A 24193-nucleotide genomic window follows, 5' to 3' on the forward strand; every position below is an offset into this window, starting at 1 on the left:
GCCGGCCCGGGCCTCCCCGGGGGCGGGGGCGGGCTGGGTGGGGCCCCCCCGCCCCCCCCCCGGCACCGGAACCCACCACCACGGACACCGGGGACACCCCGGTGCCGGGCGGGAAGTGGGCGCCCAGCGTGTCGTACAACTGCCGTGCCTCGGTGCTCGCGGGCAGTTGCTTGGCGTCCCCGATGCTGATCTTCATGCCGACGGCGGGCAGCGCGAGGACGATCAGGGCCGGGACGAGGGCGGCGAGGACGACGACCGGACGGCGGGTGGCGAACCGGGCGAGGCGGGCGAAGACGCGCCCCTCGGCGTCCGGACCGGCCTCGGCGGCCCGGGTCTTCGCGCGTGCCGGTGCGATCCGCGCCCCGAAGCGGGCCAGCAGGGCGGGCAGCAGGGTGATCGCCGCGAGCATGTCGACGACGACCACGGCGGCCACCGCGAGACCCATGCTGCGCAGGAACGGGCTGGGGAAGACCAGCAGCCCGGTGAGGCTGACGGCCACGGTGAGCCCGGAGAACAGGACGGTCCGTCCGGCTCCGGCCACGGTGCGGTGCACGGCGTCGACGACGTCGTCGGTGCGGCGCCGCTCCTCCCGGAAGCGGACCACCATCAACAGGGCGTAGTCGATGGCCAGTCCGAGTCCCAGCATGGTGGTGATCTGGATCGCGTAGACCGAGATGTCGGTGAACTGGCTGAAGGCGAACAGCGCGAGGAACGCGCCCGCGACTCCGCTGATCGCGATCACCAGCGGCAGACTCGCGGCCCGCAGACCGCCGAAGACGACGAGGAGCAGGGCGAGCACGACCGGCAGGGAGATCAACTCGGCCCGCTGCACGTCCTCCTGGGCCCGCCCGCTCATCTGCTGCCCGAGCAGCAGCCCACCGCTGACGTGGACTTCGGGCGCGTCGATCCGCTTGATGCGCTCGGCCGCCGTGTCGACGGCCTTCTTCTCGTCCCGGAACCTCATGTCGCCCTTGAGCGTCACCGGGATGACGAGCGACCTGCCGTCCTCGGAGGTGAGGCCCCGGGTGGTGTACGGGTCGGGCACCTCGGCGATTCCCGAGACCGTACGCAGGTCCGCGACCGCCCGTACGACCTGGGACCGCAGTCCGGGGTCCGAGACGGAAGTGCCCGCGACGACGGCGGTGATCGACTCACCGCTCGTGTCCACGCGGTCGAGATGGGCGGCGGCGTGGTCCGATTCGGTGCCCGGGACGTCGGGCACCGAGTCGACGAGCCGGCCGAAGACGCCCGTGCCGAGGCCGAAGCCGATCAGCAGCATGAGCAGCCAGACGAGCATCACGGTGATCGGGCGGCGGGTCGCCGCCCGGGAGATCGTGGCGAGCACGGTGCGCCTCCCGGCGGTTGATGCGGTTCCTGACAACGCACTCAGCGTCGTACCGGACCGGCGGGCACCGGATCGCCGGAGGGAGCGGTTTCCGGGAATCCCTCGCAGGAGGGAGGCGCCCCGGCGGTTCACTCGCTAGGAGGAGCCCGGGGTCACCAGCCCCGTCTCGTACGCGCAGATCACCGCCTGCACGCGGTCCCGCAGCCCGAGCTTGCTCAGCATGTTGCTGACATGCGTCTTGACGGTGTGCTCGCTCACGAACAGGGTTTTCGCGATCTCCGCGTTGGACAGCCCACGGGCGAGCAGCCGCAGGGTCTCCTCCTCGCGCGCCGTGAGGACGTCCAGCCGCTGGGGCGGGACCTCGACGGTGGTCTCCGCCAGCCGGCGCCGCACGATGTCCGCGACCAGCCGGCGGGTCACCGTCGGCGCGAGCAGCGAGTCGCCCGCCGCGACCACCCGCACCGCGTGGACGAGGTCGTCGCGGCGGACGTCCTTGAGCAGAAAGCCGCTGGCCCCCGCGTACAGCGCGTCGTACACGTACTCGTCGAGGTCGAACGTGGTCAGCATGACGACCTTGCAGCCGGACTCCGCGCACACCACGCGCGCGGCCTCCAGACCGTCCATGCGCGGCATGCGGATGTCGAGGAGCAGCACATCGGGCGCGTGTTCCCGTACGGCGGCCACCGCCTGGACGCCGTCACCCGCCTCGGCCACCACCTCGATGTCCTGCTGGGCCTCCAGGATCATGCTGAAACCGCTGCGGACCAGCTCCTGGTCGTCGGCGACCACCACACGGATGCTCACCCGAGGGCCGCCTGCCGGTCGGCCGCGGCCGGAAGGCGCACGGTGACCCGGAAGCCGCCCTCGGGGCCGCGGCCCGCGTGCGCGCCGCCTCCGCAGGCGGCGGCCCGCTCGCGGATGCCTATCAGCCCGTGTCCGCCGGTCGAGGGTCCGAGATCCCGTCCGCCGGGGGGACGCACCGGCCCCCGTCCGTCGTCCGTCACCGTGAGCGTCAACGCGTCCTCCGTCCAGTCGAGTTCGATCCGTGCCGATGCGGCGTACGCATGCTTCACGGTGTTGGTGAGGGCCTCCTGCACCACCCGGTACGCGGCCACCTCGGTGTCCGGGTGCAGGGGGCGCCGCTCGCCGGTGGTCCGCAGGTCGACCCGCAGTCCGGTGGACTCCGCGACCAGCGCGCCGAGTTCACCGAGCGCGGCGATGCCGGGCTGCGGCAACCGGGCCGACGCGCCGTTCACCGGGTCCTCCTTGAGAACCCCGAGAATGCGCCGCAGCTGGGTCATGGCGTCGCGCCCGCTCGTCGCGATCGCGTCGAAGGCCGCCTCGGCCCGCTCCGGATCGCTGCGCACGACCACGGGTCCCGCCTCCGCCTGCACCACCATCAGACTGACCGCGTGGGCCAGGATGTCGTGCATGTCGCGGGCGATCCGGGCGCGTTCCTGGGTCTTCGCGCGCGCCGTGTCCGAGGCGCGCTCGCGCTCCAGCCGGTGGGCCCGGTCCTCCAACTCCGCCGTGTAGGCGCGCTGTACGCGGGTGAGGACGCCGAGCGCGTACGCGCTGAGGAAGCTCGTGAGGTGGAACGCGTACTCAAAGGGCTGCGCGTGCTCCTTGGTCGTCATCGTCAGCGAGGCGCCGACCAGCCAGGTCACCAGCATGAAGCGGCGCTGCCCGGGCGGGCAGAGCGTGGCCACCGTGTAGAGCACGACCAGTCCGCCGTAGGCGACGTTCGGCGGCGGGGCGTGGTACAGCGCCATGGCCGGTGTGCAGATCGACACCGCGAGCGCGGACAGGAAGGGTGCCCGCCGCCGCCACACCAGCGGCGCCGCCGTCCCGACCGCCAGCAGGAACCCCTGCCACGAGAGCCGGTCGTCACCCTCGTCGGGGAACATCCACTGGAGCGAGGCGGCGAACAGCACGAGTGCGGCGAGCGCGGTGTCGAGGACGTAGGGATGCGTCGTCCGCAACCGCTCGACGATCGGCCGCCATCGGGACACGGCGGGTGACACGGCCGTCCGCCACCGCGAGGCGACGGGCGCTGACCAGGACTGGGCGCGCATACGCGGCTCCTTTGGACAAGGGCCGTCCCAGTATCCCGATCCGGTCCCGCGGACGCCTCACCGGCGAGAGTGATATCCCGTCCCGCCCGAGGGCGGGTTCCCGACGGTGTCCGTCCCGGTGTTGGCCGCCATACGGGTGTGGGTGCCGGTGCGTGTGTCGGCGTCAGGCGTCAGGCGTGCGGTTCCGTCGGGGGCATCGGCCCCGGCGGGGCCGTCGGCCGCCATCCGAGGGCCCGTGAGATGCCGCGGGCCGCCAGGCGTACCGCCGGGACCAACGCCGGTACCTGCGCGTCGGCCTGGGGCACGACGACCGACACGGCCGCGACGACCGCCCCCTCCGTGCCGCGCACCGCGGCGGCGACCGACAGGGCGTCGTCGGTGACCTGGCGGCTGCTCACCGCCGCACCGGTGTGACGGACTTCGGCCAGAACGCGCCGCAGCCGGGCGGGATCGGTGATGGTGTACGGCGTGAAGGCGGCCAACGGCCCGGCGCAGTAGGCGTCCTGGAACGCGGGCCGCGCGTGCGCGAGCAGCGCGAGCCCGACGCCCGTCGCGTGCAGCGGCCAGCGGGCGCCCACCTGGATGCGGACGCCGACCGACGAACGCCCGGAGATCCACTCGATGTAGACGACCTCGGTGCCGTCGCGGACCGCCAACTGCACGTTCTCGTGCGTCGCTTCGTACAGGTCCTCCAGATACGGCAGGGCGAGCTGCCGCAGCGCCAGGCCGCGCGGGGCGAGCGCCGCGATCTCCCAGAGGCGCAGGCCCACGTGGTACAGGCCGTCGGCGTCCCGCTCCAGCGCGCCCCATGCGGTGAGCGCGGCCACGAGCCGGTGGGCGGTGGTGAGACTGAGTCCCGCCCGACGGCTGATGTCCGTCAGGGACAGTGCCGTGTGCTCGTGGTCGAAGGCGGCGAGCACGGCGAGGAGGCGGCCGGAAGCCGACAGGGAGGTCATGAGTTCAGTTCGGCGTCCGCGATGAACAGCTCTCCCGAGCGCGGCCCCAGCCGGTACGGCGGACAGCCGGTGTCCGCGTGCGGGCCACGCGTCCACGGCTCATGGGCGTCGATGCGGACGCGTCCTCGGGGATGTTCCGCGGCGCACGGCTGACCTGCCATGACGGGCTCCCTGGGGCCGGTCCTCCGGTCGGGGCGGTTCCGACGCACGCCCCAGAATGCCGCAGGACCCGGACAGCAACAACCGTTGACGTCGCCGGCTACCAGCGGGACGCGCGGCGTGTACGTCCCCTCGCGACCGCTCACGTCCTCGGTCCGGACGGTCTTGGTGTCGGGCGCCCGGCAGGCGTCCCGGTCGGCGGCCCGGCCCCGCACGGCGCCCCGGATCACATCGACGTGCGCCGACTCCGGCAGGATTCCATGTGGCGACGAACGAGCCGGTGGACGTGGTGACACGCTGGTCCCCGGACGACGCGGGCGTCCCGGTGGCCGTGGCGTGATCCCTCGCCGCGCGACCCGCGTCCCCGCACGAACTGCAAAGGTGGTACTCGCGTGAGGCTGACCATTCTGGGCGGCGGTGGATTCCGCGTCCCCCTCGTGTACGGGGCGCTCCTCGGCGACCGCGCCGAGGGCCGCGTCACCCGGGTCGTGCTGCACGACCTGGACGCCGGACGGCTCTCCGCCGTGGCCCGCGTCCTGGCCGAGCAGGCGGCGGGGGACCCCGACGCGCCGGAGGTGACCGTCACCACCGACCTCGACGAGGCCCTGCGCGGCGCCGACTTCGTCTTCTCCGCGATCCGCGTCGGCGGCCTGGAGGGTCGCGCGGCGGACGAGCGCGTCGCCCTCGACCAGGGCGTCCTCGGCCAGGAGACGGTCGGCGCCGGCGGTATCGCCTACGGCCTGCGCACGGTGCCCGTCGCCGTGGACATCGCGCGGCGGGTGGCCCGGCTCGCGCCGGACGCCTGGGTCATCAATTTCACGAACCCGGCAGGCCTGGTCACCGAGGCGATGTCGCGCCATCTCGGGGACCGTGTGATCGGCATCTGCGACTCGCCGGTCGGCCTCGGGCGCCGGATCGCCAGGGTCCTCGGCGCGGACCCGCGCGAGGCGTGGATCGACTACGTCGGGCTCAACCACCTCGGCTGGGTACGGGGCCTGCGCGTCGCGGGCCGCGACGAACTCCCGCGGCTGCTCGCCGACCCCGGCCTGCTCGGTTCCTTCGAGGAGGGCAAGCTCTTCGGCCCGGAGTGGCTCCGGTCGCTGGGCGCCGTCCCGAACGAGTACCTGCACTACTACTACTTCAACCGCGAGACCGTCCGCGCCTACCAGGAGGCCGACAAGACGCGCGGCGCGTTCCTGCGCGACCAACAGGCCCGGTTCTACGACGAGATGAAGAGTCCAGACGCCGCGGCCCTGACCGCCTGGGACCGCACCCGCGCCGAGCGCGAGGCCACGTACATGGCGGAGAACCGGGACGCGGCCGGTGCCGGGGAGCGCGACGCCGACGATCTCTCCGGCGGCTACGAGAAGGTGGCGCTCGCCCTCATGCGGGCCATCGCCCGCGACGAACGCACCACCCTGATCCTCAACGTCCGCAACCGCGGCACACTGAGCGTCCTCGACGGCGAGGCCGTCATCGAGGTGCCCTGCCTGGTCGACGCCAACGGCGCGCACCCCGTCACCGTCGACCCGCTGCCCGGCCATGCCGCCGGGCTGGTGTGCGCGGTCAAGGCGGTGGAGCGGGAGGTGCTCTCCGCCGCCGAGTCGGGGTCCCGTACGACCGCGGTGAAGGCCTTCGCGCTCCACCCGCTCGTCGACTCCGTGAACGTGGCACGCGCACTGGTCGACGGCTATACGGCCGTCCACCCCGGCTTGGCGTACCTGGAGTAGACCTCCCCGAGGAGACGTCCGCCCGGTACTTGTCCGGGGAGTCAGGGTGCGGTCAGGGCGTCGGAGCGGGAAGGGGGCTGTCCGGAGGGCCGAGCAGTTCGGCCTCCGCGCGGGCGACCGCCGCGGGGTGGCCGAAGAATCCGGGCAGCCCGCCGGTGTGCAGGAAGACGGTGCGCTGTCCCGGCGTGATGTCGCCGTCCTCGACGGCCGCGACCAGGCCGGCCATCGCGCGCCCGGTGTAGATCGGGTCGAGGACGATGCCCTCGGCGCGCGCGGCGAGGGTCAGGGCCCTCATGACCGGCTCGGTCAGCGTGGCGTAGCCCGCTCCGACCTGGTCGCGGCGCACACGCAGCGAGCGCGGGTCGCAGGGCGTGCCGGAGAGCTCCGAGGCCAGCTCCGCGACGACGCGGGCGGGATCGGCGACGGCACCGACGTGGACGCCGAGGACCCGCGCGGCGCCCAGCCCGGCGACGAGTCCGGCCATCGTCCCGCCCGAGCCGAGCGCGACGACCACGTTCGCCAAGTCCGGTGCCTGGTCGAGGAGTTCACGGGCGCATTCCGCGTAGCCGCGGGCGCCGAGCGCGCTGGACCCGCCGAACGGGACAAGCGCCGGCACCTCTCCCCGCGCCCGTAGCTCCTCGACCGTGCGCGCCGCCCGCGCGTCGAGGTACTCGCGGTCGCCCGCCCAGACGACCTGGGCGCCGAAGAGGCCGTCGAGGGCGAGATTGCCGGAGGCGGGCGGGGCGGACGCGGCGGACGGGGCTTTCGCGGGTGAACCCGGTGGCCGTGCCCCGGCCGGGTCGGCGCCGGGCGCACCGGCGTCCGGCGCCGCGGGCCCGCCGGCGAGGACGAGGACGGCCTTCAGCCCCAGCCGGGCTCCCGCGGCGGCCGTCAGACGGGCGTGGTTGCTCTGCGGTGCGCCGGTCGTCACCAGCACGGTGGCACCGTCCGCCAGCGCCGCGCCGCAGGTCCACTCCAGCTTGCGGATCTTGTTGCCGCCGCCGCCCAGGCCCGTGAGGTCGTCGCGTTTGATCCACAGGTCGTCGGGGCCGAGCCCGAGCGCACGGGCCAGCCGCGGAGCCGGTTCGAGGGGAGTGGGCCAACTGCCCAGAAGGGCGCGGGGTGGGATGTTCGCTCCGGAGCGGGGGATGGTCACCGCGGACCTTTCTGCTGACGCCGGTGGTCCGGGGAGCGTAACGCGGTGGATCGTGCGGGGAGCGTGACACGGCGGGCCGCCTGGGCGGCCCGCCGCGCTGTTCCGCCGTCGTTCGTCGTGCTCAGCCCGTGAAGCCGGCCGTGATCGACGTGAACTGCCAGGTGCTCTGGCTGATGCCGGAGCAGTTGCTCACCACGCCGCCGCCGGGGCAGGGCCGGTCGCGGTTGACCGCCCAGTAGGCGAGCCGGGCGATGTGGTGGCCGTTCGCCCAGTCACGGATCGATGTCCAGATCGCCGGGGTGGTGTTCTCCTGCTGGTCGGACAGGCCGTTCATGCCGGATATGCCGATGTGGGAGTAGGCCGTGGCGTCGTCCCAGCCGAAGGTCGACTTCAGTTTGGCCTTCAGCCCCTCGGTCGCGTTGACCGTGTTGCCGTACATGTCGGAGCCGCCGCCGAAGTCGAACGGCATGATGGTGAAGACGTCGATGTTGGCGTTGAGGGACTGCGCCTGCTCGATGAGCCGGTTGCCGTAGTAGGTCGGGCCGGTCGTCGAGGTGCCGAAGGTGACGATCGTCTTCAGGCCGGGGTTGTTGGCCTTGACGGTCTTCAGCGCGGTCAGGATCCGCGCCTGGACGGCCTCGTTCTCGAACTCGTCGGTGTTCTCGATGTCCATGTCGATCGCCTTGAGGCTGTAGGCGTCGATCACCTTCTGCAGAGCGCCGGCGAGCGCGCTCGCCGAGGAGCAGTTGGCGCCGAGCTTGCTGCCCTGCCAGCCACCGAACGACGGGACGATGTCACCGCCCGCGGAACGGATCTGGTTGATGGCCGTCTGGTCGACGCCGCCGGTCAGCGCCCGGCTGCCGTCCCAGGCGGGGTTGCAGCCGCCAGAGTCGAGCACGAACGCCATCGTGAACCACTTGACCCCGGTCGCGTTCATCACCGTGGTCGGGTTCGGGGGGTCTCCCCAGCCCTCGAACAGGTAGGGAGCGGCCTGCTTGAAGCCGGTGCCGCCACCGCCGCCCGCACTCGTCGTGACGCTCACGGAGTTTGAGGCCGCGGAGGTGTTCCCGGCCGCGTCCCGCGCCTTCACGGTGAACGAGTAGGCCGTGCTCGGGGACAGCCCGCTGACCGTGGCACTCGTGCCCGACACGCTCAGCACCTGGTTGGAGCCGCTGTAGACGTCGTACCCGGTGACGCCGACGTTGTCGCTCGACGCGCCCCACGACAGCGACACGCTGGAGGAGGTCTTGCCGGTGGAGGTCAGGTTGGTGGGCGTGGTCGGTGCCTGGCTGTCGGAGCCACCGCCGCCGCCGGGACCGTCCAGGCTGACGTCGTCGGCGTAGTAGGTGCCCTGCGCGTACCAGCCGTGCACATAGATCTTGGCGCTGGTCTGCGCGGCACCGGTGGTGAAGGACACGCTCAGCCGGCTGTACGCCGACGGGGACGTCGTCCAGGTCGAGGCACCGCCGTCCACGCCGAGGTAGACGTAGCTGCCGCGGACCCAGCCCGAGAGGCTGTACGTCGTGTTCGGCTGGACCGGGACGGTCTGGGTGCACTGCGCGTTGTCGCTCGAACTCACCGCTCCCGCAAGGGCTTTGGAGCCGCCGTGTACGGGGCTGGAGACGATCGAGCCCAGGTTGCCGGAGCAGGACCAGGGGGACAGGCTGCCCGTCTCGAAGCCGGGGTTGGACAGGATGTTCGCCGCCTGGGCCGTACCCGGCAGGGCGACCGCCCCGGCGAGGGCCAGTGCGGCCGTGCCCAGCAGGGCGAGGAACCGATGTCTGGAACGTCTGAGCTGTGTGATGCGCACGCGATCTCCCTGGGGAAATGGGGGTGTTCGGGAGTGCAGAGAGGTGCGCAACCAAGTTGGTATGGACCAATCCCGCTGTCAAGACGCTGAGCGGGAATTGGTCCAGACCGGTAGAGGCGGAAGGGGCGGCGTGAGCGGCCCGGAGGGTCAGGCGGGCGCGATGGCCGCCGAGGCGGGCGTGCCGGCCTGGGCCGAGGCGGCGGAGGCGGTCGCGTCCACCGAGGTGGAAGCCGCGGGCTCCGTGGCCTGCGCGGGCACCGCGGGGAGCGTCGGTCCGGGCACCTCGGACAGCGTCGGCACGGGCACCTCGGGACGCTGCTGAGGCAGCGACACCGGACGCACCGGACGCGGCCCCGAGACCACCGTGTAGTCCTGCCCGAGGAACGGCGGGACCACCTCGCCCGTCTCCTCGCCCAGCGCCAACTGCACTGCGGACCAAGGGGCGTTGACCCCGCACTGGGAGAGCTGGTGCAGTCCGCCCGCCGGACGGGTGTTCACGTCCATCAGAACCGGCTCGTCGCCGTACATCCGGAACTGGATGTTCGACAGGTAGTGCAGCCCGAACGCCTCCGCGAGCAGCGTGGCGGGCTCGATCCAGGCGGCGTCGAGGGTGAATCCGCGGCGCCGTCCGTTCTTGGTGCGGCCGATCGCCATGCGGACCCGGCCGTCCGGGCCGGTGAGGCAGTCCACCGACACCTCCGGCTGTCCGAGGTGCGGCATGACCAGCCAGTCGACGGGCTCGTCGGCGGCGCGCAGCGCCTCCACGACCAGGTCCAGCGGAACGTACGGGCTCGGGAACCCGTTGAGGTGCATGAGTGAGAAGGGGGTACGGGTGATCACCCGGAAGCCCACCCCGCCCGCTCCGGCCGCGGGCTTGAAGCAGGCCCGCTGACCCGCGGCCTCCAACAGCTCCACCGCCGCGACCAGCTCCTCCTCCGTGCGTACCCGCCACCACGGAGGCACCGGAACCCCCACGGCCTCGACGGCCTGGTACGCGGTCGCCTTGTCGTGGAAGACCGCGACCGCCTCCGAGGGCGGTGCCAGCAGGGCCGTACCGAGCGCCGCGAACTCGGCGCGCTGCGCGACGATGGCGGCCTGGTGCAGGACGGGCACGAAGACGTCGACGGAACGCCGTGCGCACATGTCGAGGGCGTACTCGACATACGCCCGCGGTGACAGGCCCTCCGGCTCCATCTCGGCGGTGTCGGCGGCGGCCAGTACGGGAGAGTCGGCGTCGCCGTGGGTGGCATGGATCTCGACCGCGCGGTGCTGCGGATTACTTCGCAGCTGATCCATGAAGAACACGTTCTCCGCGTACGTGCGGTTGAGCCAGACGCGTACGCGAGAGCCCATGCAAGCCACCTTTCACGGTTCGCGGGCACGGCGGAGCAGGCCGGGCCCGGCCAGGGGTAGGGGAGGTACACCGAGCGCCGCCGTACGCCAAAGCGGATTCGGGGCGGTGGTGTTGGGGCGATCATAGAGGGCGCGGGACCCCCGTGCTGCTACGGGCATGTTACGGATTCACCGATGTGTCGGCCGGAGGGCCTCCTTGTCCAGCGCCGGGCGGGTGTGTTCTTGTGTTGACATTCGCTTTCTACGGGGGTGGCGCGTGCGGCCGACAGACGGCGGCGACGGGAACCTGCTGGCCATCAGCGATCTGCACATCGGCTACGCCGAGAACCGCGCGCTGGTCGAGAAGATGCGACCCGAGTCGGACGACGACTGGCTCCTGGTGGCCGGCGACATCGGCGAGATCGTCGACGACATCAGGTGGACCCTGGAGACGCTCAGCGGCCGATTCCGCAAGGTCGTCTGGGTGCCCGGCAACCACGAGCTGTGGACCCATCCCAAGGACCCAGTCCAGCTGCGCGGGGTCGCCCGCTACGAGCATCTGGTCGCTCTGTGCCGGGAGTTGGGCGTCACGACCCCGGAGGACCCCTACCCCGTCTGGAACGGACCGGGCGGTCCCGCCGTCGTCGCTCCGCTCTTCCTGCTCTACGACTACTCGTTCCTGCCGCAGGGCTGCGCCACCAAGGACGAGGGGCTGGCCTACGCCCACGGCACCGGCGTCGTCTGCACGGACGAGCACCTGCTCCACCCCGACCCCTACCCGAGCCGCGAGGCCTGGTGCCGGGCCCGGGTCGCCGAGACCGAGCGCAGACTCGCCGAACTCCCCGACGACCTGCCGACCGTCCCGGTCAACCACTACCCGCTGGACCGTCACCCGACGGACATCCTGCGCTACCCCGAGTTCGCCATGTGGTGCGGCACCCGTGCGACCGCCGACTGGCACCGCCGGTTCCGCGTCGAGGCCATGGTCTACGGACATCTGCACATCCCCCGGACCACCTGGCACGACGGTGTCCGGTTCGAAGAGGTGTCGGTCGGCTATCCCCGAGAATGGCGTCAGCGACCGGGGCCGCCCGGAACGCTGCGCCGCATTCTGCCGATGGAGGTCAAAGCCGGTGATGGAGGAGCTGCTTCCGGGGTCGGTCGTCACGGTGGAGAGCCACGGTGACGATGAGACCGCGGTCGCGACCCTGTACCCCGAGGAGCAGGTGATCGTGACGCGCGCCGTGGCGAAGCGGCGCCGCGAGTTCGCCACCGTGCGTGCCTGCGCCCGGCGTGCCATGGAGAAGCTGGGCGTGGCCCCGGGCCCCGTGCTGCCGGGCGAGCGCGGAGCCCCGCAGTGGCCCGCGGGCCTCATCGGCAGCATGACGCACTGCGACGGCTACGCCGCCGCCGCGCTCGCCCGTGCCACCGATCTGGCCTCCCTCGGCATCGACGCCGAACCCCACCTGACGCTCCCGGAGGACGTCCTGGCCGCCGTCGCCCTGCCCAGCGAGACGGGCCGCCTGGACCGCCTCGGTGCCCGGGCACCTCACGTCCACTGGGACCGGCTCCTGTTCAGCGCCAAGGAGTCGGTCTACAAGGCGTGGTTCCCGCTCACCGGCAAGTGGCTCGACTTCTCCGAGGCGGACATCGACATCTCCGTGGGCCCGACGCCGTCCACCCCCGACCTCTCGGGAACCTTCCACGCCCGACTCCTCGTACCGGGGCCCGTGGTGGACGGTGTTCCCGTCCCGGCCTTCGACGGACGCTGGACCGTCCAGCGGGGGTTGGTCGCGACGGCGGTCACGGTCCCGCACACACGGCCGGGCCCGGCGGTCCGGGCCTGACTCCTGAACAGGCCACTGGAACAACGGAGCTGACGGTCACGTGCGCCTCGATGGCGTGACGGAGGACAGCGCCCCGACCCTCCGACGTCTTGGCTTCCGGGCCGCGACCTCCGCCACGCCGTGGATCTGGACACCGGGAGACTCCTGATCCGGACCGCTTCGCGGGACAGCACGCGTCGGCGACGGCGGACCCGGCGCGGAGAGGCGCACCGCGCGACGAGCGTACGAGGCATTCCGCGGGCTCCGGTGTGCCTCCGCACGCTCTGTCCGGCACCGCTCGCGGGGTGCAACGATCCCGATGCCCGGCACCCGCAGGGGGACACCATTGGCCGCCGTGGAGATGTGCGCGGCAGCGGGTGGATGTTGGCTGGTCCGAGAACGGCGTACACCACTACGAGCGGTAAGGGGCTGGACATGGCGATGGTGATGTCGATGCACTGGGCGGGAGTCACACCGGAGCAGTACGACACGGTGCGCGACGCGGTCGACTGGGAGCAGGTCCCGGGGGCCGGCGGTCAGATGCACGTGGCCTGGTTCGACGCCCAGGGCCTGCATGTGATCGACGTCTGGGAATCCCAGCAGGCGTTCGAGGCCTTCTTCGCCGAGCGGCTCGCCCCCGCGATCCAGAAGGCGGGCATGGCCGGCTCGCCCGAGACGAGCTTCAGTCCGCTCCACCGGCGCTTCGTCGCCCCCGACGTCAGCGGTGCCGCGTAGGGCCCGGCCGCCCGTTACGGCCCCGCGGCCACCAGGCGTCCGCTGCGCGCCCGACCCCGCCCACTCGGATGACGGCGAAGACCCGCGGCGGCGCTGCCCCGGGGGCTTCGCTGTCCCCGCCCGCCCGGCGGAGGGTGCCCGCGATCGCGGAGGCGTCCCGGTCGCCGGCCTCGGCCGTACGGCGCAGGGACCGGACGTCCGTGTCTCACGCCCAGCCCGGTTCCGGGCACCACGAGTGCAGCAGTTCGAAGAACGACTCCTCGTTGCCCGCGAGGCCGGCCGCCGCCAGGGCTCGCTCCGCCTCGGCGAGCACGGCGGGCGGCACCATGGGTGGCCGGGACCCGTCCGGCGGGCCGTCGAAAGCCGCTCGTACCGTCTGGAGGAGGCGGAGGTAGGCCTGCACGGCGGCGCGTTCGTGTTCGGTCAGTACGGCGGTCGGCATCGGACAGCTCTCCCCGGTTGGCTTGTCGTGACACTGGTCCTGACCCCAGCTTGCCGTCCACCACTGACAATCCGGTTTCGGTGCGGGGAGGTTCGCCCGCTTAGCGGAGGCGAAACATCACGGAAATCCCTTGTGGGACTGGGGCCCTACGCTGGTGACGAGAGACGGGGCCGCCTACCGGACGGCCCCGGAGCCGTCGTTCCGGCGGCTCGGGAGCCGCCTTCGCGGCGGCCTGGGAACGGGAGGTCTGCCCGTGGTCGACTTACAGTCCCGCCATCCGCGGCGCGTCCCGCGGCTGCGTTCCGTCGGTGACGGGGAACTGCGGCTGCACCACCGCGTCGTGCACGGTTACCGGCGCGCCTACCGGATGGCCGGTGAGGGCCCGGCGCTCGTCCTGATCCACGGCATAGGCGACTCCTCGGCGACCTGGGCGGAGCTGATCCCCGACCTCGCCCGCACCCACACCGTGATCGCGCCCGACCTGCTCGGCCACGGCGCCTCGGACAAACCGCGCGCCGACTATTCGGTGGCGGCCTACGCCAACGGCGTGCGTGATCTGCTGTCCACGCTCGACATCGAGTCCGCCACCCTGGTGGGGCATTCGCTGGGCGGGGGAGTGGCGATGCAGTTCGCGTACCAGTTCCCCGAGCGCACCGAGCGGCTGATCCTGGTCAGCGCGGGCGGTGTCGGGGGCGAGGTCAACCCCGTCCTGCGTGCCGTGTCGCTGCCGGGTGCCCATCTGATGCTCTCCGCGCTGCGACTGCCCGGTATGCGCCTCCAAGTGGGCCTCTTCCTGCGTCTGATGCGTCTGCTCGACACCGATCTTGCCCAGGACGCGCCGGAGTTGGTGCACCTCGTGGACGCCCTGCCCGACGCGACCTCCCGCAGCGCGTTCATCCGGACCCTGCGGGCCGTGGTCGACTGGCGCGGCCAGGCGGTCACCATGCTCGACCGCTGCTACCTCACCGAGGGCATGCCCACCATGCTGCTCTGGGGCGACCGGGACAGCGTGGTTCCGGTGCGGCACGCCCACGGGGCGCACGAGGCCATGCCGGGCAGCCGCCTGGAGATCTTCGAGGGGGCCGGTCACTTCCCCTTCCACAGCGATCCCGCGCGCTTCCTCGCCCTCGTCGAGGAGTTCACGACCGGCACCAACGCGGCCGACTGGAGCCGCGAGCGCTGGCGGGGGCTGCTGCGCGCCGGACGCCCGGGTACGGCGGCCGGGCAGCCGGACACCGTCCAGAGCCGCGCGGCGGAGAAGGACCTGCGCGAGGCGAGCGAACGCAGCGCGACCTGAGGGCTTCCGACGGCGGCCGGGCGAACGCCGCCATGCGGCCTGCCCGCGCCTGGTGCCGCGCCGGGCACCCGGCGGCACCCGTGACCCCGTCGTTGCGACCGGCGGGTCCTTCGGACGCGGCGCTGTGCCCGGAGCGGCCATCCCGTTCGTTCGCGGGAGCCGCCTGCCGACCTGCTCGCCGGGCTATCCCGTTCGTTCGCGGGAGCCGCCTGCCGACCTGCTCGCCGTCCGGCCCCGGGCCGCCGCGACGACGGGCGACCGGCGCAGCGCGATGGACATGCGCACCAGGTCCCGCGGGCCGTCGGTGTGCGCGAACGTCGATCCGGCCGTCGGCGGTGCGGAGGCCTCCTCCGCCGAGCTGATGACCCGGCCCTCCGGATCGGCGGCCCTGGCCCGCACGGCGACCGTCACCATGGCGGCGTCCGCCTCGGCGTGCGCCTCGGTGGGGGAGGAGCCCGCCGCGACCGCGGCGCCGTAGGCCCGGGAGCGCACCGCGGAGTCGAAGTAGGGGTAGAGGCTCAGCATGCCGTCGTGGATGTCGGACTCCCGCTGGGTGACCTGGAGTTCGGCGGGCGACCACCAGGAGATCCGCACCGCGCGGTCCTCCGGCACGGAGACCGGCCTCAGTTCGCGCCAGAGCGGCCCGAGGGTGCGATAGGTCGACCAGGTGTTCCAGCTGTCCCCGATGCGCTGCCAGGCGAGCGGAAGGCAGAACCCGACGGCGGTGATCTGGGCCCCCGCCGAGGCCAGTACGGGCGCCGCGTCGGTGCTCAGGCCGTCGAGGTTCCCGCCGTTCCAGCGGGCCACCACGGCGGTCAACTTGGCCGCCGAGTAGGGGATGTTGCACAGAGAACCGAACGCGATGATCGCCAGCCCGGCGCGCAGCCGGCCGCGCACCTGGGCGGCCCAGCGCCAGCACATGACGTTCATCGCGACACCCGCGGCGGTGAGCGCGACGAGGTAGAGCACGATCATCTCGCGGATGAAGGGGGTGTTGGCGTAGTAGGTGTCGAGGTCCCGCAGCCGTTCGACGGAGGCGTCCCCGAGGGCGAACAGCACGATCAGCGCCACGCCGACGACCGTGTAGGCGAGGATCCAGCGGCGTGAGAGCCGGCGGGTCACCTCGGGCGGTCCGCCGCGCCAGTTGATGATCAGCACCAGGCATGAGGCGCTGTAGGCACTCAGCAGGCAGTAGACCAGGGGGGCCGAGACGTTGGGTATCCCGGTGATGTCGTTGACCGCGGCGATGGTCGGCGGGGCCGCGAAGAGGAACACCAGGCCGGCGAGGGCGAGCAGCACACCCACGGACCGCAGCAGCGGGTCGCGCCAACCGCGCAGGAGCGCGGGTCCCTTGAAGCTGAGGGCGGCGCCCATGGCGACGGCCGGGATGTAGTAGCTGGATCCGTCCATGGTTCCGGGACCGTCAGCCCCGTGGCCCGCGACAGCCCAGGGAGGCCTCGATGCGCCCGGCCAGACCGTGCTGCTGCACGGGGCCGCGCAGCGACGAACCGGCCAGCCAGGTACGGCACTTGCTCGCGAGCAGCAGACCGAAGCTCTCGGCCTCCTTCTCGTCCGCGAGGTCGAAGCGGGTGCGCGCGGCCACGCTCAGGACGGTGGCCTCAAGGTCCGCGGCGTCGCTGAGTAAGCGCGCCGCGACGGCCGCGCCCCCGACGTGATGGCTGCAGTGCCCGGCCTTCATGTGCCACAGCTCATGGCCGAGGATGACCAACTGGTGGTCGGGGGCGGTGCGTTCCTCGATGACGACGAGGTCCTGCTCGGCCATGTCGAGCCACAGGCCGCTGGCGGTGCCGGGCGGGAACACGGCCGTACGGAACTGGACGGGGCGGCCGCGGCGTCGGCTCATCGCGCAGCACAGCGCCGTGTAGAGGTCGGCGGGTGCGGCCGGCGCCGGGAGCGACAGCTCCGAGACCAACTCGCCGCACAGACGGCGCATTTCCCTTCCGATGCCCACTGATCTCCCCCGGCTCACGACTCTGGCCGCTTGACGCTCTCCAGGAGCATGTCCAGCCACTCCGCGACCTTGTCCCGGTGCTGGTCGGTGGGCAACTGCGCGGCCCGCCAGGCGATTCCGCGGACCCCGTGGTCGAGGAGCAGCCGCTCCAGGGGATCGTCGGCGACGGTGGCCGCCGCGCGTTCGCGGTCGGCGAGTCGTTGCAGGAGTTCCTGTTCCGAGCGCTGCAGGGCGCCCACGAGCGCTTCGGAGTCCTCGGCCGTGAGGAATCCGGCGTGCACCCGGAAGAAGCGCTGGATGGCGTCGCAGTGCTCCATGGTGGGGCGCCGGTCGCCGTTGATGAGGGCGCCCGCCTGCTGACGCGACATGCCGGCGCCGTCCGCGATCTCCTGCTGGGTGTAGCGGCGCCCGTTGGGCTTGAGCCGGGTGCGGCGCAGCAGGTCCAGGCGCTGCAGGAACCGTGCCTGCAGATCGGGCTCCCCGGCGCGGCGGCCGCTGAGCAGGGCCTTCACCACGGGTTCGGGGACGCCGGACCCGGCCGACAGCCGCTGGACGTCGAAGACTTCGGCGTGCAGCACGCCGAGCCGGTCGGCGAGTGCGGTGACCCGGGCCACGACGGCCTGCAGCAGAACCGTCGCCGTGGCGCCCGGAACCTCGAAGCCATCCGTCACCGACAGATCTCCTACGTCTCTCTCAGGTGGCTCTCACGAAGGTCGGGAACCATGTGGACACGAAGGTCGGAAAACCATCCCGGTGCCAAGACCGGGGGACCATCCGGAGCGTAGCCCCTCGCTCGAACTCACATCCAGGTCTCGCCACAACTGTGGCGAGATTCAGCCGTCAACAAGCGCCAAATGCCACGATAGTTGACACGCCTGGGCCCGGGGCATCAGGATCGGGGCGCCGCGTGAAGGCCGCAGAGGCAAGAGGGGTGACCTCCCGATGGCGTACCAGGCAGGAAGGCAGCGGTCCCAGCCGCGACCTGTCCCCGAGAGTCTCGAAGCGCAGGCGTACCTCCAGGACTACGCCACGCTGCTTGAGGCCGTCCCCTTCCCCTCCGTCGTCTTCGACCACCGCTGGGACGTCGTTCTGTCCAACGCCGCATTCGAGACACTTTTCGACGGCGTCGGTACCCATCCGACCGCCATGCCGGGCGACAACTTCCTTCGGTTCGTCCTGTTCCATCCGGACGCGGGGTCGATCCTCGGCGAGCACGAGTCGAGCTGGTGTCTGCCGATGCTCGCGCACTTCGCCGCGGCGGTGGAGCGGCACGGCCAGGACCGCGGTCTCCAGTCGATCCGCCGGGACATCGCCCAGGACCCGATCATGGACGCCGCCTACCGACACGGTCTGCCGCACTGGATCCGCGCGGTCGGTCCGGGCGCCGTCGAGCACGACGGAGCCGTCCGCCCGCTGGTGCATCCCGATCCGCGCTGGGGCCGTACGGACTGCCGGATCGTCGACGACACCCCCAAGACCCTTCAGAACATGGGCTACACGCGGATGACCCTGGTGCTGCGCGAGGCCGTCCGGCCGGTCGCGGGCCCGCCGCGCAAGGCCCGCACCACGCGCAATGGCGCGGCGGAGCTGCGGGCGGTGTGACCCGCCCCGCACCGTCGCTCCCCGGTCGGTACGCCGTCGAAGTCAGTCGGCCGGTGTCACGAGGACGAGTGGCACGCCGTCGCACGGGACGAGCCGCATGCCCTCGAAGCGAGTGCTCCGGGCCGCCGACAGCACGGACGCGAAGTCCGGTCCCCTGGTGAGGGATCCGGCCAGATGGCCCGGGTCGGCGGACGCGGCCACCCGTCCCCGCGCGTTCACCAAGTAGGCCGCTCCGGGCAGTCGTTGGAGGAGCGGGACGACCGTGCCCTCGAAGTGCCGCAGATACACGTCGGCCGCGGCGACCCCCATGAACCGGCCCTCCATGTGGACGGGCGCGGACAGCGTCAGGCTGTACTCGTCGGAGCAGAGGTAGTCGACATAGGGCCCGGCGACCGCGCGCCGCCCGGTGTCGCGGGGGAGCGCGAACCAGTCCCAGTGCGTGTAGTCGGAGTACGCGGAGTGCGCCGGATCGAGGTCGAGCAGCAGGGGTCGTACGCCCCCGTCGGAGCTCTGCTGCCACCACTCCAGCCACGCCGGTACGTCACCGAGCAGGCCCGGCGCGGCCACGAAGCCGGCGCCGGACACCAACTCCTGCCGGGTGAGCCGCAGATGCAGCCCCGGACGCAGTGCCGCCAGATCCGCCGTCGCGGGGCGGCGGCCCTGCGCGGCGACGCGGGTGAGGAGAGCGGTCGTGTCGGCGCGGGTCTCGGCGACCGCTTCGAAGACGGCCTCCAGCGTGGAACGGACCTGGGCGGCGACGGCCGCCTCGGGGGTGGCGTCAAGCGTCGCCGTCGCGCCGGCCGGGCCTGGGCTCCTGCTCATGGGTGCCCTCCAGCGGACGGGGACCGGACGCGGCGCGTGGCATCGCGAGGCGGAGGGTGATGAGCCGCGCCGTCGAGTCCTGTACGCACCGCTCGGCCAGCGCTCTGGCCGAATCGTGGGCCCCATCTTGCACGGCGGAGATTACGGAGCGGTGACGGTCTGCGACTTCTTCACGATATTCGTCGTCCCCGAGCACGAGGCACATCAGCGCCCCCACCTCCGTCTGGAGCACGACCTGTTCACGGGTCAGCCGGGCGGACTGCGCCGCCGCGGCGAGCTCGACATGGAAGCGGCCGTAGACGCGGCTGCGGGCGGCGGCGTCCTCGGCGGACGCCAGGTCGTCCAGCGTGCGGCGGAGTGCCTTGAGGTCGTCCGGTTCCGTCCGCTGCGCCGCGAGCCGGGCTGCCGCTCCGGACACGGCTGCCCAGTGGTCGCCCAAGTCCCGCAGTTCCTCGGTGCTCCAGCCGGCCAGCCGGGCCTTCAGCCGCTCCTCGCCCGGCACTTCGGGCAGTGACACGAAGCTGCCGCCCCCGCGCCCCCGCCGGGTGGTGACCAGACCCTGCTGCCGCAGGGCCATGAGGGCCTCGCGCAGGGTGACCGTGGACACGCCGAGCTGCCCGGCCAGCTCCATCTCGCCGGGCAGCTGCTCGCCGTCGGCGAGCAGCCCGAGCTCGATGGCGTCGCTGAGCCGGTGTACGACCGTCTCGACGCGCGCGCGGTTGTCCACGGGAGTGAAGACGGCTCTGCGGACGCCGTCGCCCCTGTGTTGCTTCACGGTCACCACCTTGTGCGTTGACTCAACCTTTACTCTAAAGGGGTCTTGAGATTTGAACTATGGTTTCATATCTTTCCGGTCAGTGTTGCAACGCACACCTGCACCAGAAAGGTTCCCCGCCCATGGAGGCAAAGGCGATCCGGCTCCAGGGCCTGCGAAAGGCGTTCGGTGACACGACCGCCGTGGCCGGAGTCGATCTGGAGATAGCCGACGGCGAGTTCTTCTCGATGCTCGGCCCGTCCGGCTCGGGCAAGACGACCGTCCTGCGGATGATCGCCGGATTCGAGCGCCCGACCGCGGGCCGGATCGAGCTGGCCGGCCAGGAGGTCACCGGCCTCGCCCCCTTCGAACGGGACGTGCACACGGTCTTCCAGGACTACGCCCTGTTCCCGCACATGACCGTCGAACAGAACGTCGCCTACGGGCTCAAGGTCCGCAAGGTGCGGAAGGCCGAGCGGCTCGTCAGGGCTCGCAAGGCACTCGCCGACGTACGTCTCGAAGGGTTCGGCCGGCGCCGTCCGGGCCAGCTCTCCGGAGGCCAGCGCCAGCGCGTCGCCCTCGCCAGGGCCCTCGTCGGCCGCCCCCGCGTCCTGCTGCTCGACGAGCCGCTCGGCGCCCTCGACCTCAAACTCCGCGAACAGATGCAGGTCGAACTCAAGGCGATCCAGCGCGAGGTCGGCATCACCTTCGTGTTCGTCACCCACGACCAGGAGGAGGCCCTGACGATGAGCGACCGCATCGCCGTCTTCCACCAGGGCCGCATCGAACAGGTCGGCACCCCGGCCGAGATCTACGAACGACCCGCCACCCCGTTCGTCGCGGGTTTCGTCGGCACGTCCAACCTGCTGGAGGGCCAGTCGGCGCAACAGGTCGTCGGCGCCCCGGGCACCTACAGCATCCGGCCCGAGAAGATCCGGGTCCTCAAGGAGTCCGCCGAGGCGGACGATCCGGACCACTCCACCGCCACCGGCACCGTCGCCGAGGTCGTCTACCTGGGCGACTCCACCCGCTTCCTCGTGGACCTCGACGCGGGCGGCCGCCTCGCCGCGCTCCAGCAGAACCTGGAGACCTCCTCCGAGGACGTCGCCGCCCTGCGCGGCACCCGGGTCCGGCTCCAGTGGCACCGCCGCCACACCTTCCAGGTCCCCGACCCCCGCTGACTCCCACGCTCAGTCCCCCGTCACGTATGGAGTACGCCGTGCGCCTCACCCCAACCCTCAAGGCCGCCACCGCCGTCGCGGTGCTCCTCGCGGCCACCGCCTGCGGATCGTCCGACACCGGCTCCTCCTCGTCCACCGGCCTCAACCCGCCCGACCTCAAGGCGCAGTCGAAACTCGGCAAGACCGAGGGGCAGGTCAACCTGATCGCCTGGGCCGGCTATGTCGAGGACGGTTCCAACGACCCCGCGGTCGACTGGGTCGGCGACTTCGAGAAGCAGACCGGCTGCCAGGTCAACTCCAAGGTCGCCGCAAGCTCCGACGAGATGGTCAAGCTGATGAAGACCGGCCAGTACGACGCGGTCTCCGCCTCCGGAGACGCCTCCCTGAGGCTCATAGCCTCGGGCGACGCCGCCCCGGTCAACACCGCCCTCGTACCGAACTACAAGAACGTCTTCAGCGGCCTGAAGAAGGGCGCCTGGAACTCCGTCGACGGCCAGATGTACGGCATCCCGCACGGCCGCGGCGCCAACCTCCTGATGTACAACACCCAGAAGGTCACCCCCGCCCCCACGTCCTGGTCGGCGGTCTTCGACGACGCCTCGGCGAACAAGGGCCACGTCACCGCGTACGACTCGCCGATCTACATCGCCGACGCGGCGCTGTATCTGAAGGCGACCAAGCCCGAGTTGAAGATCAAGGACCCCTATGCGCTCGATCAGAAGCAGTTCGACGCGGCCGTCGAGCTGCTGAAGAAGCAGAGCGCGAACGTGGGGGAGTACTGGAGCGACTACCTCAAGGAGATCTCCGCGTTCAAGAGCGGGGACTCCGTCGTCGGTACCACCTGGCAGGTCATCGCCAACCTCACGGTGGACGAGGGCGCCGAGGTCAAGGCCTTCGTGCCCGAGGAGGGTTCCACCGGCTGGTCCGACACCTGGATGGTCTCCGCCGAGGCCAAGCACCCCAACTGCGCCTACAAGTGGCTGGACTGGATCATCTCGCCGAAGGTGAACGCCCAGGTCGCCGAGTACTTCGGTGAGGCGCCCGCCAACGCAAAGGCGTGCGAGGAGACCAGCGACAAGACCTTCTGCGACACCTTCCACGCCACCGACGAGAGCTACTGGAAGAACATCGCGTTCTGGAACACGCCCATCGAGCAGTGCCTCGACGGCCGCACCGACGTCAAGTGCGTCCCGTACGCGAAGTGGGTCCAGGCCTGGACCGAGATCAAGGGCTGAACAAGCGATGACCTCCACCCCGCAGGCCGCCGGACGCTCCCCCGTCCGGCGGCTCGCCGGGACCCTGCACCGGCACTCCCGGCTGCGGCTGTCCCTGCTCCTGACCGCACCGCTGCTCTGGCTCGCGGTCCTCTATCTCGGCTCCCTGGCCGTGCTGTTCGTCTCGGCCTTCTGGACGACGAACTCCTTCACCTCCGAGGTCGTGAAGGTCTGGTCGACCGACAACTTCCACCAGCTGTTCACCACGCCCGTGTACCGGCAGGTCATCCTTCGCAGCATCGGCGTCGCCCTCGCGGTCACCGTCCTGTGCGCGGTGATCGCCTTCCCGGTCGCCTTCTACACCGCCCGCATCGCCAAGCCCGCGCGGCGCCCGCTGCTCGTCGTCGCCATTCTCACGCCGCTGTGGGCGAGTTACCTGGTCAAGGTGTATGCCTGGCGGCTGATCCTCTCCCAAGGCGGCCTTGCCGACTGGATGTTGAAGCCCTTCGGGCTGAGCGGACCCGGGTACGGACTGGTCGCGGCGATCATCGCGCTCACCTACCTCTGGCTGCCGTACATGATCCTGCCGATCCACACCGCGCTGGAGCAGCTGCCGGCCAACCTGCTCGACGCGTCCGCGGACTTGGGAGCAGGGGCGGGCCGCACCTTCCGATCGGTCGTGCTGCCGATGGTCCTGCCGTCCGTGGCCGCCGGCTCGGTCTTCACCTTCTCGCTCAGCCTCGGCGACTACATCACCGTGCAGATCGTCGGCGGCAAGACCCAGCTCATCGGCAACGTCGTCTACTCCAACATCGAACTGAACCTGCCCATGGCCGCCGCACTCGGCACGGTCCCCGTCGTGGTCATCGTGGTGTACCTCCTCGCGATGCGCCGCACGGGCGCCCTGAGCAGTCTCTGAGGAGCCCGCTGTGCAACTCTCCCGTTCCGCGCGCGTCGCGCTGCGCGTCGCCGCCGGGCTCGGCTTCGCGATCATCTACGTGCCGCTCGCGCTCGTCCTGGTCAACTCCTTCAACCCGGACCGCAGCGCGAGCTGGCCGCCGACCGGGCTCACCTTCCACTGGTGGTCGGTCGCCTGGGCCAACGAGGGTGCCCGCGCCGCGCTGTGGGTCTCGGTCAAGGCGGGCCTCGGGGCCACGGCGATTGCCCTGGTCCTCGGCACGCTGATCGCCTTCGCGGTCGCCCGCCACCGCTTCTTCGGCCGTGACGCCATCTCCTTCGTGGTCGTCCTGCCGATCGCGCTGCCCGGCATCGTCACGGGCATCGCGCTCAACTCGGCGTTCAGCACGGTGCTCGAACCGCTCGGCGTCGGACTCGGCATGTTCACCGTGATCGTCGGCCACGCGACCTTCTGCATCGTCGTCGTCTTCAACAACGTCGTCGCACGACTGCGCCGTACGTCCGGAACGTACGAGGAAGCCGCGATGGACCTGGGCGCGGACACCTTCCGCGCCTTCGCCGACGTCACCTTCCCGCTGGTGCGCTCGGCGCTGCTGGCCGGCGGACTGCTCGCCTTCGCGCTGTCCTTCGACGAGATCGTCGTGACGACCTTCACGGCCGGGCCCGGCATCGAGACCCTGCCGATCTGGATCTTCGACAACATGACCAGACCCCGGCAGGCACCGGTCGTGAACGTCGTGGCCGCCGTGCTCGTCCTGCTCTCGGTGATTCCGATCTACGCGGCACAGCGGCTGTCCGCCGACACGGCGGCCGAGAGCAGGATCTGAGCGGGCGGTGAGTGGCCGGTGAGCCCGCTCCGAGCGGTGA

Annotated in this window: 24 protein-coding genes; 10 read left to right on the plus strand and 14 right to left on the minus strand. The window is 71.6% G+C overall.

Annotated features, from left to right (window positions below; translation table 11 throughout):
- From ACFWBT_RS15400 to ACFWBT_RS15420, 5 genes are all read right to left on the minus strand, one after another.
- Positions 1 to 1345 (minus strand): MMPL family transporter (locus tag ACFWBT_RS15400; RefSeq protein ID WP_385700047.1); only part of this gene is annotated, 1345 nt, incomplete at its 3' end.
- A gap of 135 nt (positions 1346 to 1480) precedes the next feature.
- Positions 1481 to 2149 carry a response regulator gene (locus ACFWBT_RS15405; protein WP_385700049.1) on the minus strand — a complete coding sequence of 223 codons (669 nt, stop codon included), beginning with the start codon at positions 2147 to 2149 and terminating at the stop codon, positions 1481 to 1483.
- The gene (locus ACFWBT_RS15410; RefSeq protein WP_385700051.1) at positions 2146 to 3420 is read right to left on the minus strand and encodes a sensor histidine kinase; all 1275 of its coding nucleotides are present in this window, start codon (positions 3418 to 3420) and stop codon (positions 2146 to 2148) included. The genes ACFWBT_RS15405 and ACFWBT_RS15410 overlap by 4 nt, the downstream gene beginning before the upstream one ends.
- A 170-nt stretch (positions 3421 to 3590) precedes the next feature.
- Positions 3591 to 4376 carry an IclR family transcriptional regulator gene (locus tag ACFWBT_RS15415; RefSeq protein WP_385700053.1) on the minus strand — a complete coding sequence of 262 codons (786 nt, stop codon included), beginning with the start codon at positions 4374 to 4376 and terminating at the stop codon, positions 3591 to 3593.
- Positions 4373 to 4537 carry a hypothetical protein gene (locus tag ACFWBT_RS15420; RefSeq protein ID WP_385700055.1) on the minus strand — a complete coding sequence of 55 codons (165 nt, stop codon included), beginning with the start codon at positions 4535 to 4537 and terminating at the stop codon, positions 4373 to 4375. The genes ACFWBT_RS15415 and ACFWBT_RS15420 overlap by 4 nt, the downstream gene beginning before the upstream one ends.
- 390 nt (positions 4538 to 4927) lie before the next feature.
- On the opposite strand from ACFWBT_RS15420, the gene ACFWBT_RS15425 reads away from it, so the two are divergent.
- Entirely contained in the window at positions 4928 to 6265 is a 1338-nt protein-coding gene (locus tag ACFWBT_RS15425) for a 6-phospho-beta-glucosidase (protein ID WP_385700058.1), read from the plus strand.
- Positions 6266 to 6317: 52 nt separating this feature from the next.
- Here the strand turns inward: ACFWBT_RS15425 and ACFWBT_RS15430 are convergent, their stop codons facing one another.
- From ACFWBT_RS15430 to ACFWBT_RS15440, 3 genes are all read right to left on the minus strand, one after another.
- Positions 6318 to 7421: a D-cysteine desulfhydrase family protein gene (locus ACFWBT_RS15430; RefSeq protein WP_385700061.1), complete on the minus strand. Its 1104-nt coding sequence runs from the start codon at positions 7419 to 7421 to the stop codon at positions 6318 to 6320.
- Positions 7422 to 7542: 121 nt separating this feature from the next.
- Complete coding sequence (locus ACFWBT_RS15435) at positions 7543 to 9231, minus strand: carbohydrate binding domain-containing protein (protein WP_385700063.1); 1689 nt, start codon at positions 9229 to 9231, stop codon at positions 7543 to 7545.
- 147 nt (positions 9232 to 9378) lie between these two features.
- Positions 9379 to 10584: an ATP-grasp domain-containing protein gene (locus tag ACFWBT_RS15440; RefSeq protein ID WP_385700065.1), complete on the minus strand. Its 1206-nt coding sequence runs from the start codon at positions 10582 to 10584 to the stop codon at positions 9379 to 9381.
- 256 nt (positions 10585 to 10840) lie between these two features.
- Here ACFWBT_RS15440 and ACFWBT_RS15445 point away from each other — a divergent pair, with 256 nt between their 5' ends.
- The 3 genes from ACFWBT_RS15445 (at position 10841) to ACFWBT_RS15455 (ending at position 13124) form a co-directional block, all read left to right on the plus strand.
- Entirely contained in the window at positions 10841 to 11749 is a 909-nt protein-coding gene (locus ACFWBT_RS15445; protein ID WP_385700068.1) for a metallophosphoesterase family protein, read from the plus strand.
- Positions 11697 to 12410 carry a 4'-phosphopantetheinyl transferase gene (locus tag ACFWBT_RS15450; RefSeq protein ID WP_385700071.1) on the plus strand — a complete coding sequence of 238 codons (714 nt, stop codon included), beginning with the start codon at positions 11697 to 11699 and terminating at the stop codon, positions 12408 to 12410. Before ACFWBT_RS15445 ends, ACFWBT_RS15450 begins: the two co-directional genes overlap by 53 nt.
- 414 nt (positions 12411 to 12824) lie before the next feature.
- Complete coding sequence (locus ACFWBT_RS15455) at positions 12825 to 13124, plus strand: hypothetical protein (protein ID WP_385700073.1); 300 nt, start codon at positions 12825 to 12827, stop codon at positions 13122 to 13124.
- Between the two features lie 205 nt (positions 13125 to 13329).
- On the opposite strand, the gene ACFWBT_RS15460 is transcribed toward ACFWBT_RS15455, so the two are convergent.
- A complete protein-coding gene (locus ACFWBT_RS15460) occupies positions 13330 to 13566 on the minus strand; it encodes a hypothetical protein (RefSeq protein ID WP_266763971.1) in 237 nt (78 codons plus the stop codon).
- Positions 13567 to 13861: 295 nt separating this feature from the next.
- On the opposite strand from ACFWBT_RS15460, the gene ACFWBT_RS15465 reads away from it, so the two are divergent.
- A complete protein-coding gene (locus ACFWBT_RS15465) occupies positions 13862 to 14863 on the plus strand; it encodes an alpha/beta fold hydrolase (RefSeq protein WP_385700149.1) in 1002 nt (333 codons plus the stop codon).
- Between the two features lie 183 nt (positions 14864 to 15046).
- Here ACFWBT_RS15465 and ACFWBT_RS15470 read toward each other — a convergent pair whose 3' ends face one another.
- Genes ACFWBT_RS15470 through ACFWBT_RS15480 form a run of 3 tightly spaced genes read right to left on the minus strand, consistent with a single transcriptional unit; the run spans position 15047 to position 17506 of the window.
- Positions 15047 to 16273 (minus strand): MAB_1171c family putative transporter, encoded by a 1227-nt coding sequence (locus tag ACFWBT_RS15470; RefSeq protein WP_385700076.1) that lies wholly within the window; start codon positions 16271 to 16273, stop codon positions 15047 to 15049.
- 13 nt (positions 16274 to 16286) lie between these two features.
- On the minus strand, positions 16287 to 16817 hold the full coding sequence (locus ACFWBT_RS15475) for a toxin-antitoxin system, toxin component (RefSeq protein WP_385700079.1): 531 nt from the start codon (positions 16815 to 16817) through the stop codon (positions 16287 to 16289).
- A 32-nt stretch (positions 16818 to 16849) separates the two neighbouring features.
- Positions 16850 to 17506, minus strand: coding sequence for a helix-turn-helix domain-containing protein (locus tag ACFWBT_RS15480; protein ID WP_385700082.1), 657 nt, complete (start codon positions 17504 to 17506; stop codon positions 16850 to 16852).
- A gap of 271 nt (positions 17507 to 17777) precedes the next feature.
- Between ACFWBT_RS15480 and ACFWBT_RS15485 the strand changes: the two genes are divergently transcribed.
- Positions 17778 to 18437 (plus strand): hypothetical protein, encoded by a 660-nt coding sequence (locus ACFWBT_RS15485; RefSeq protein WP_385700084.1) that lies wholly within the window; start codon positions 17778 to 17780, stop codon positions 18435 to 18437.
- 42 nt (positions 18438 to 18479) lie between these two features.
- Here the strand turns inward: ACFWBT_RS15485 and ACFWBT_RS15490 are convergent, their stop codons facing one another.
- Both ACFWBT_RS15490 and ACFWBT_RS15495 read right to left on the minus strand, forming a co-directional pair.
- Complete coding sequence (locus tag ACFWBT_RS15490) at positions 18480 to 19259, minus strand: cache domain-containing protein (protein WP_385700086.1); 780 nt, start codon at positions 19257 to 19259, stop codon at positions 18480 to 18482.
- Positions 19216 to 20034, minus strand: a complete 819-nt coding sequence (locus tag ACFWBT_RS15495) for a FadR/GntR family transcriptional regulator (RefSeq protein ID WP_385700089.1) — start codon at positions 20032 to 20034, stop codon at positions 19216 to 19218. The genes ACFWBT_RS15490 and ACFWBT_RS15495 overlap by 44 nt, the downstream gene beginning before the upstream one ends.
- A 122-nt stretch (positions 20035 to 20156) precedes the next feature.
- On the opposite strand from ACFWBT_RS15495, the gene ACFWBT_RS15500 reads away from it, so the two are divergent.
- The 4 genes from ACFWBT_RS15500 to ACFWBT_RS15515 are packed head-to-tail and all read left to right on the plus strand — an operon-like array spanning position 20157 to position 24153.
- Positions 20157 to 21194, plus strand: coding sequence for an ABC transporter ATP-binding protein (locus ACFWBT_RS15500; RefSeq protein WP_385700092.1), 1038 nt, complete (start codon positions 20157 to 20159; stop codon positions 21192 to 21194).
- Positions 21195 to 21220: 26 nt separating this feature from the next.
- A complete protein-coding gene (locus ACFWBT_RS15505) occupies positions 21221 to 22429 on the plus strand; it encodes an ABC transporter substrate-binding protein (protein ID WP_385700094.1) in 1209 nt (402 codons plus the stop codon).
- A gap of 7 nt (positions 22430 to 22436) precedes the next feature.
- The gene (locus ACFWBT_RS15510; RefSeq protein ID WP_385700097.1) at positions 22437 to 23327 is read left to right on the plus strand and encodes an ABC transporter permease; all 891 of its coding nucleotides are present in this window, start codon (positions 22437 to 22439) and stop codon (positions 23325 to 23327) included.
- Positions 23328 to 23337: 10 nt separating this feature from the next.
- Entirely contained in the window at positions 23338 to 24153 is an 816-nt protein-coding gene (locus ACFWBT_RS15515) for an ABC transporter permease (protein WP_385700099.1), read from the plus strand.
- Positions 24154 to 24193: the final 40 nt, after the last annotated feature.

The organism is Streptomyces sp. NPDC060027 (genome assembly GCF_042737005.1).
In the GTDB taxonomy this organism is placed as follows: Bacteria; Actinomycetota; Actinomycetes; order Streptomycetales; family Streptomycetaceae; genus Streptomyces.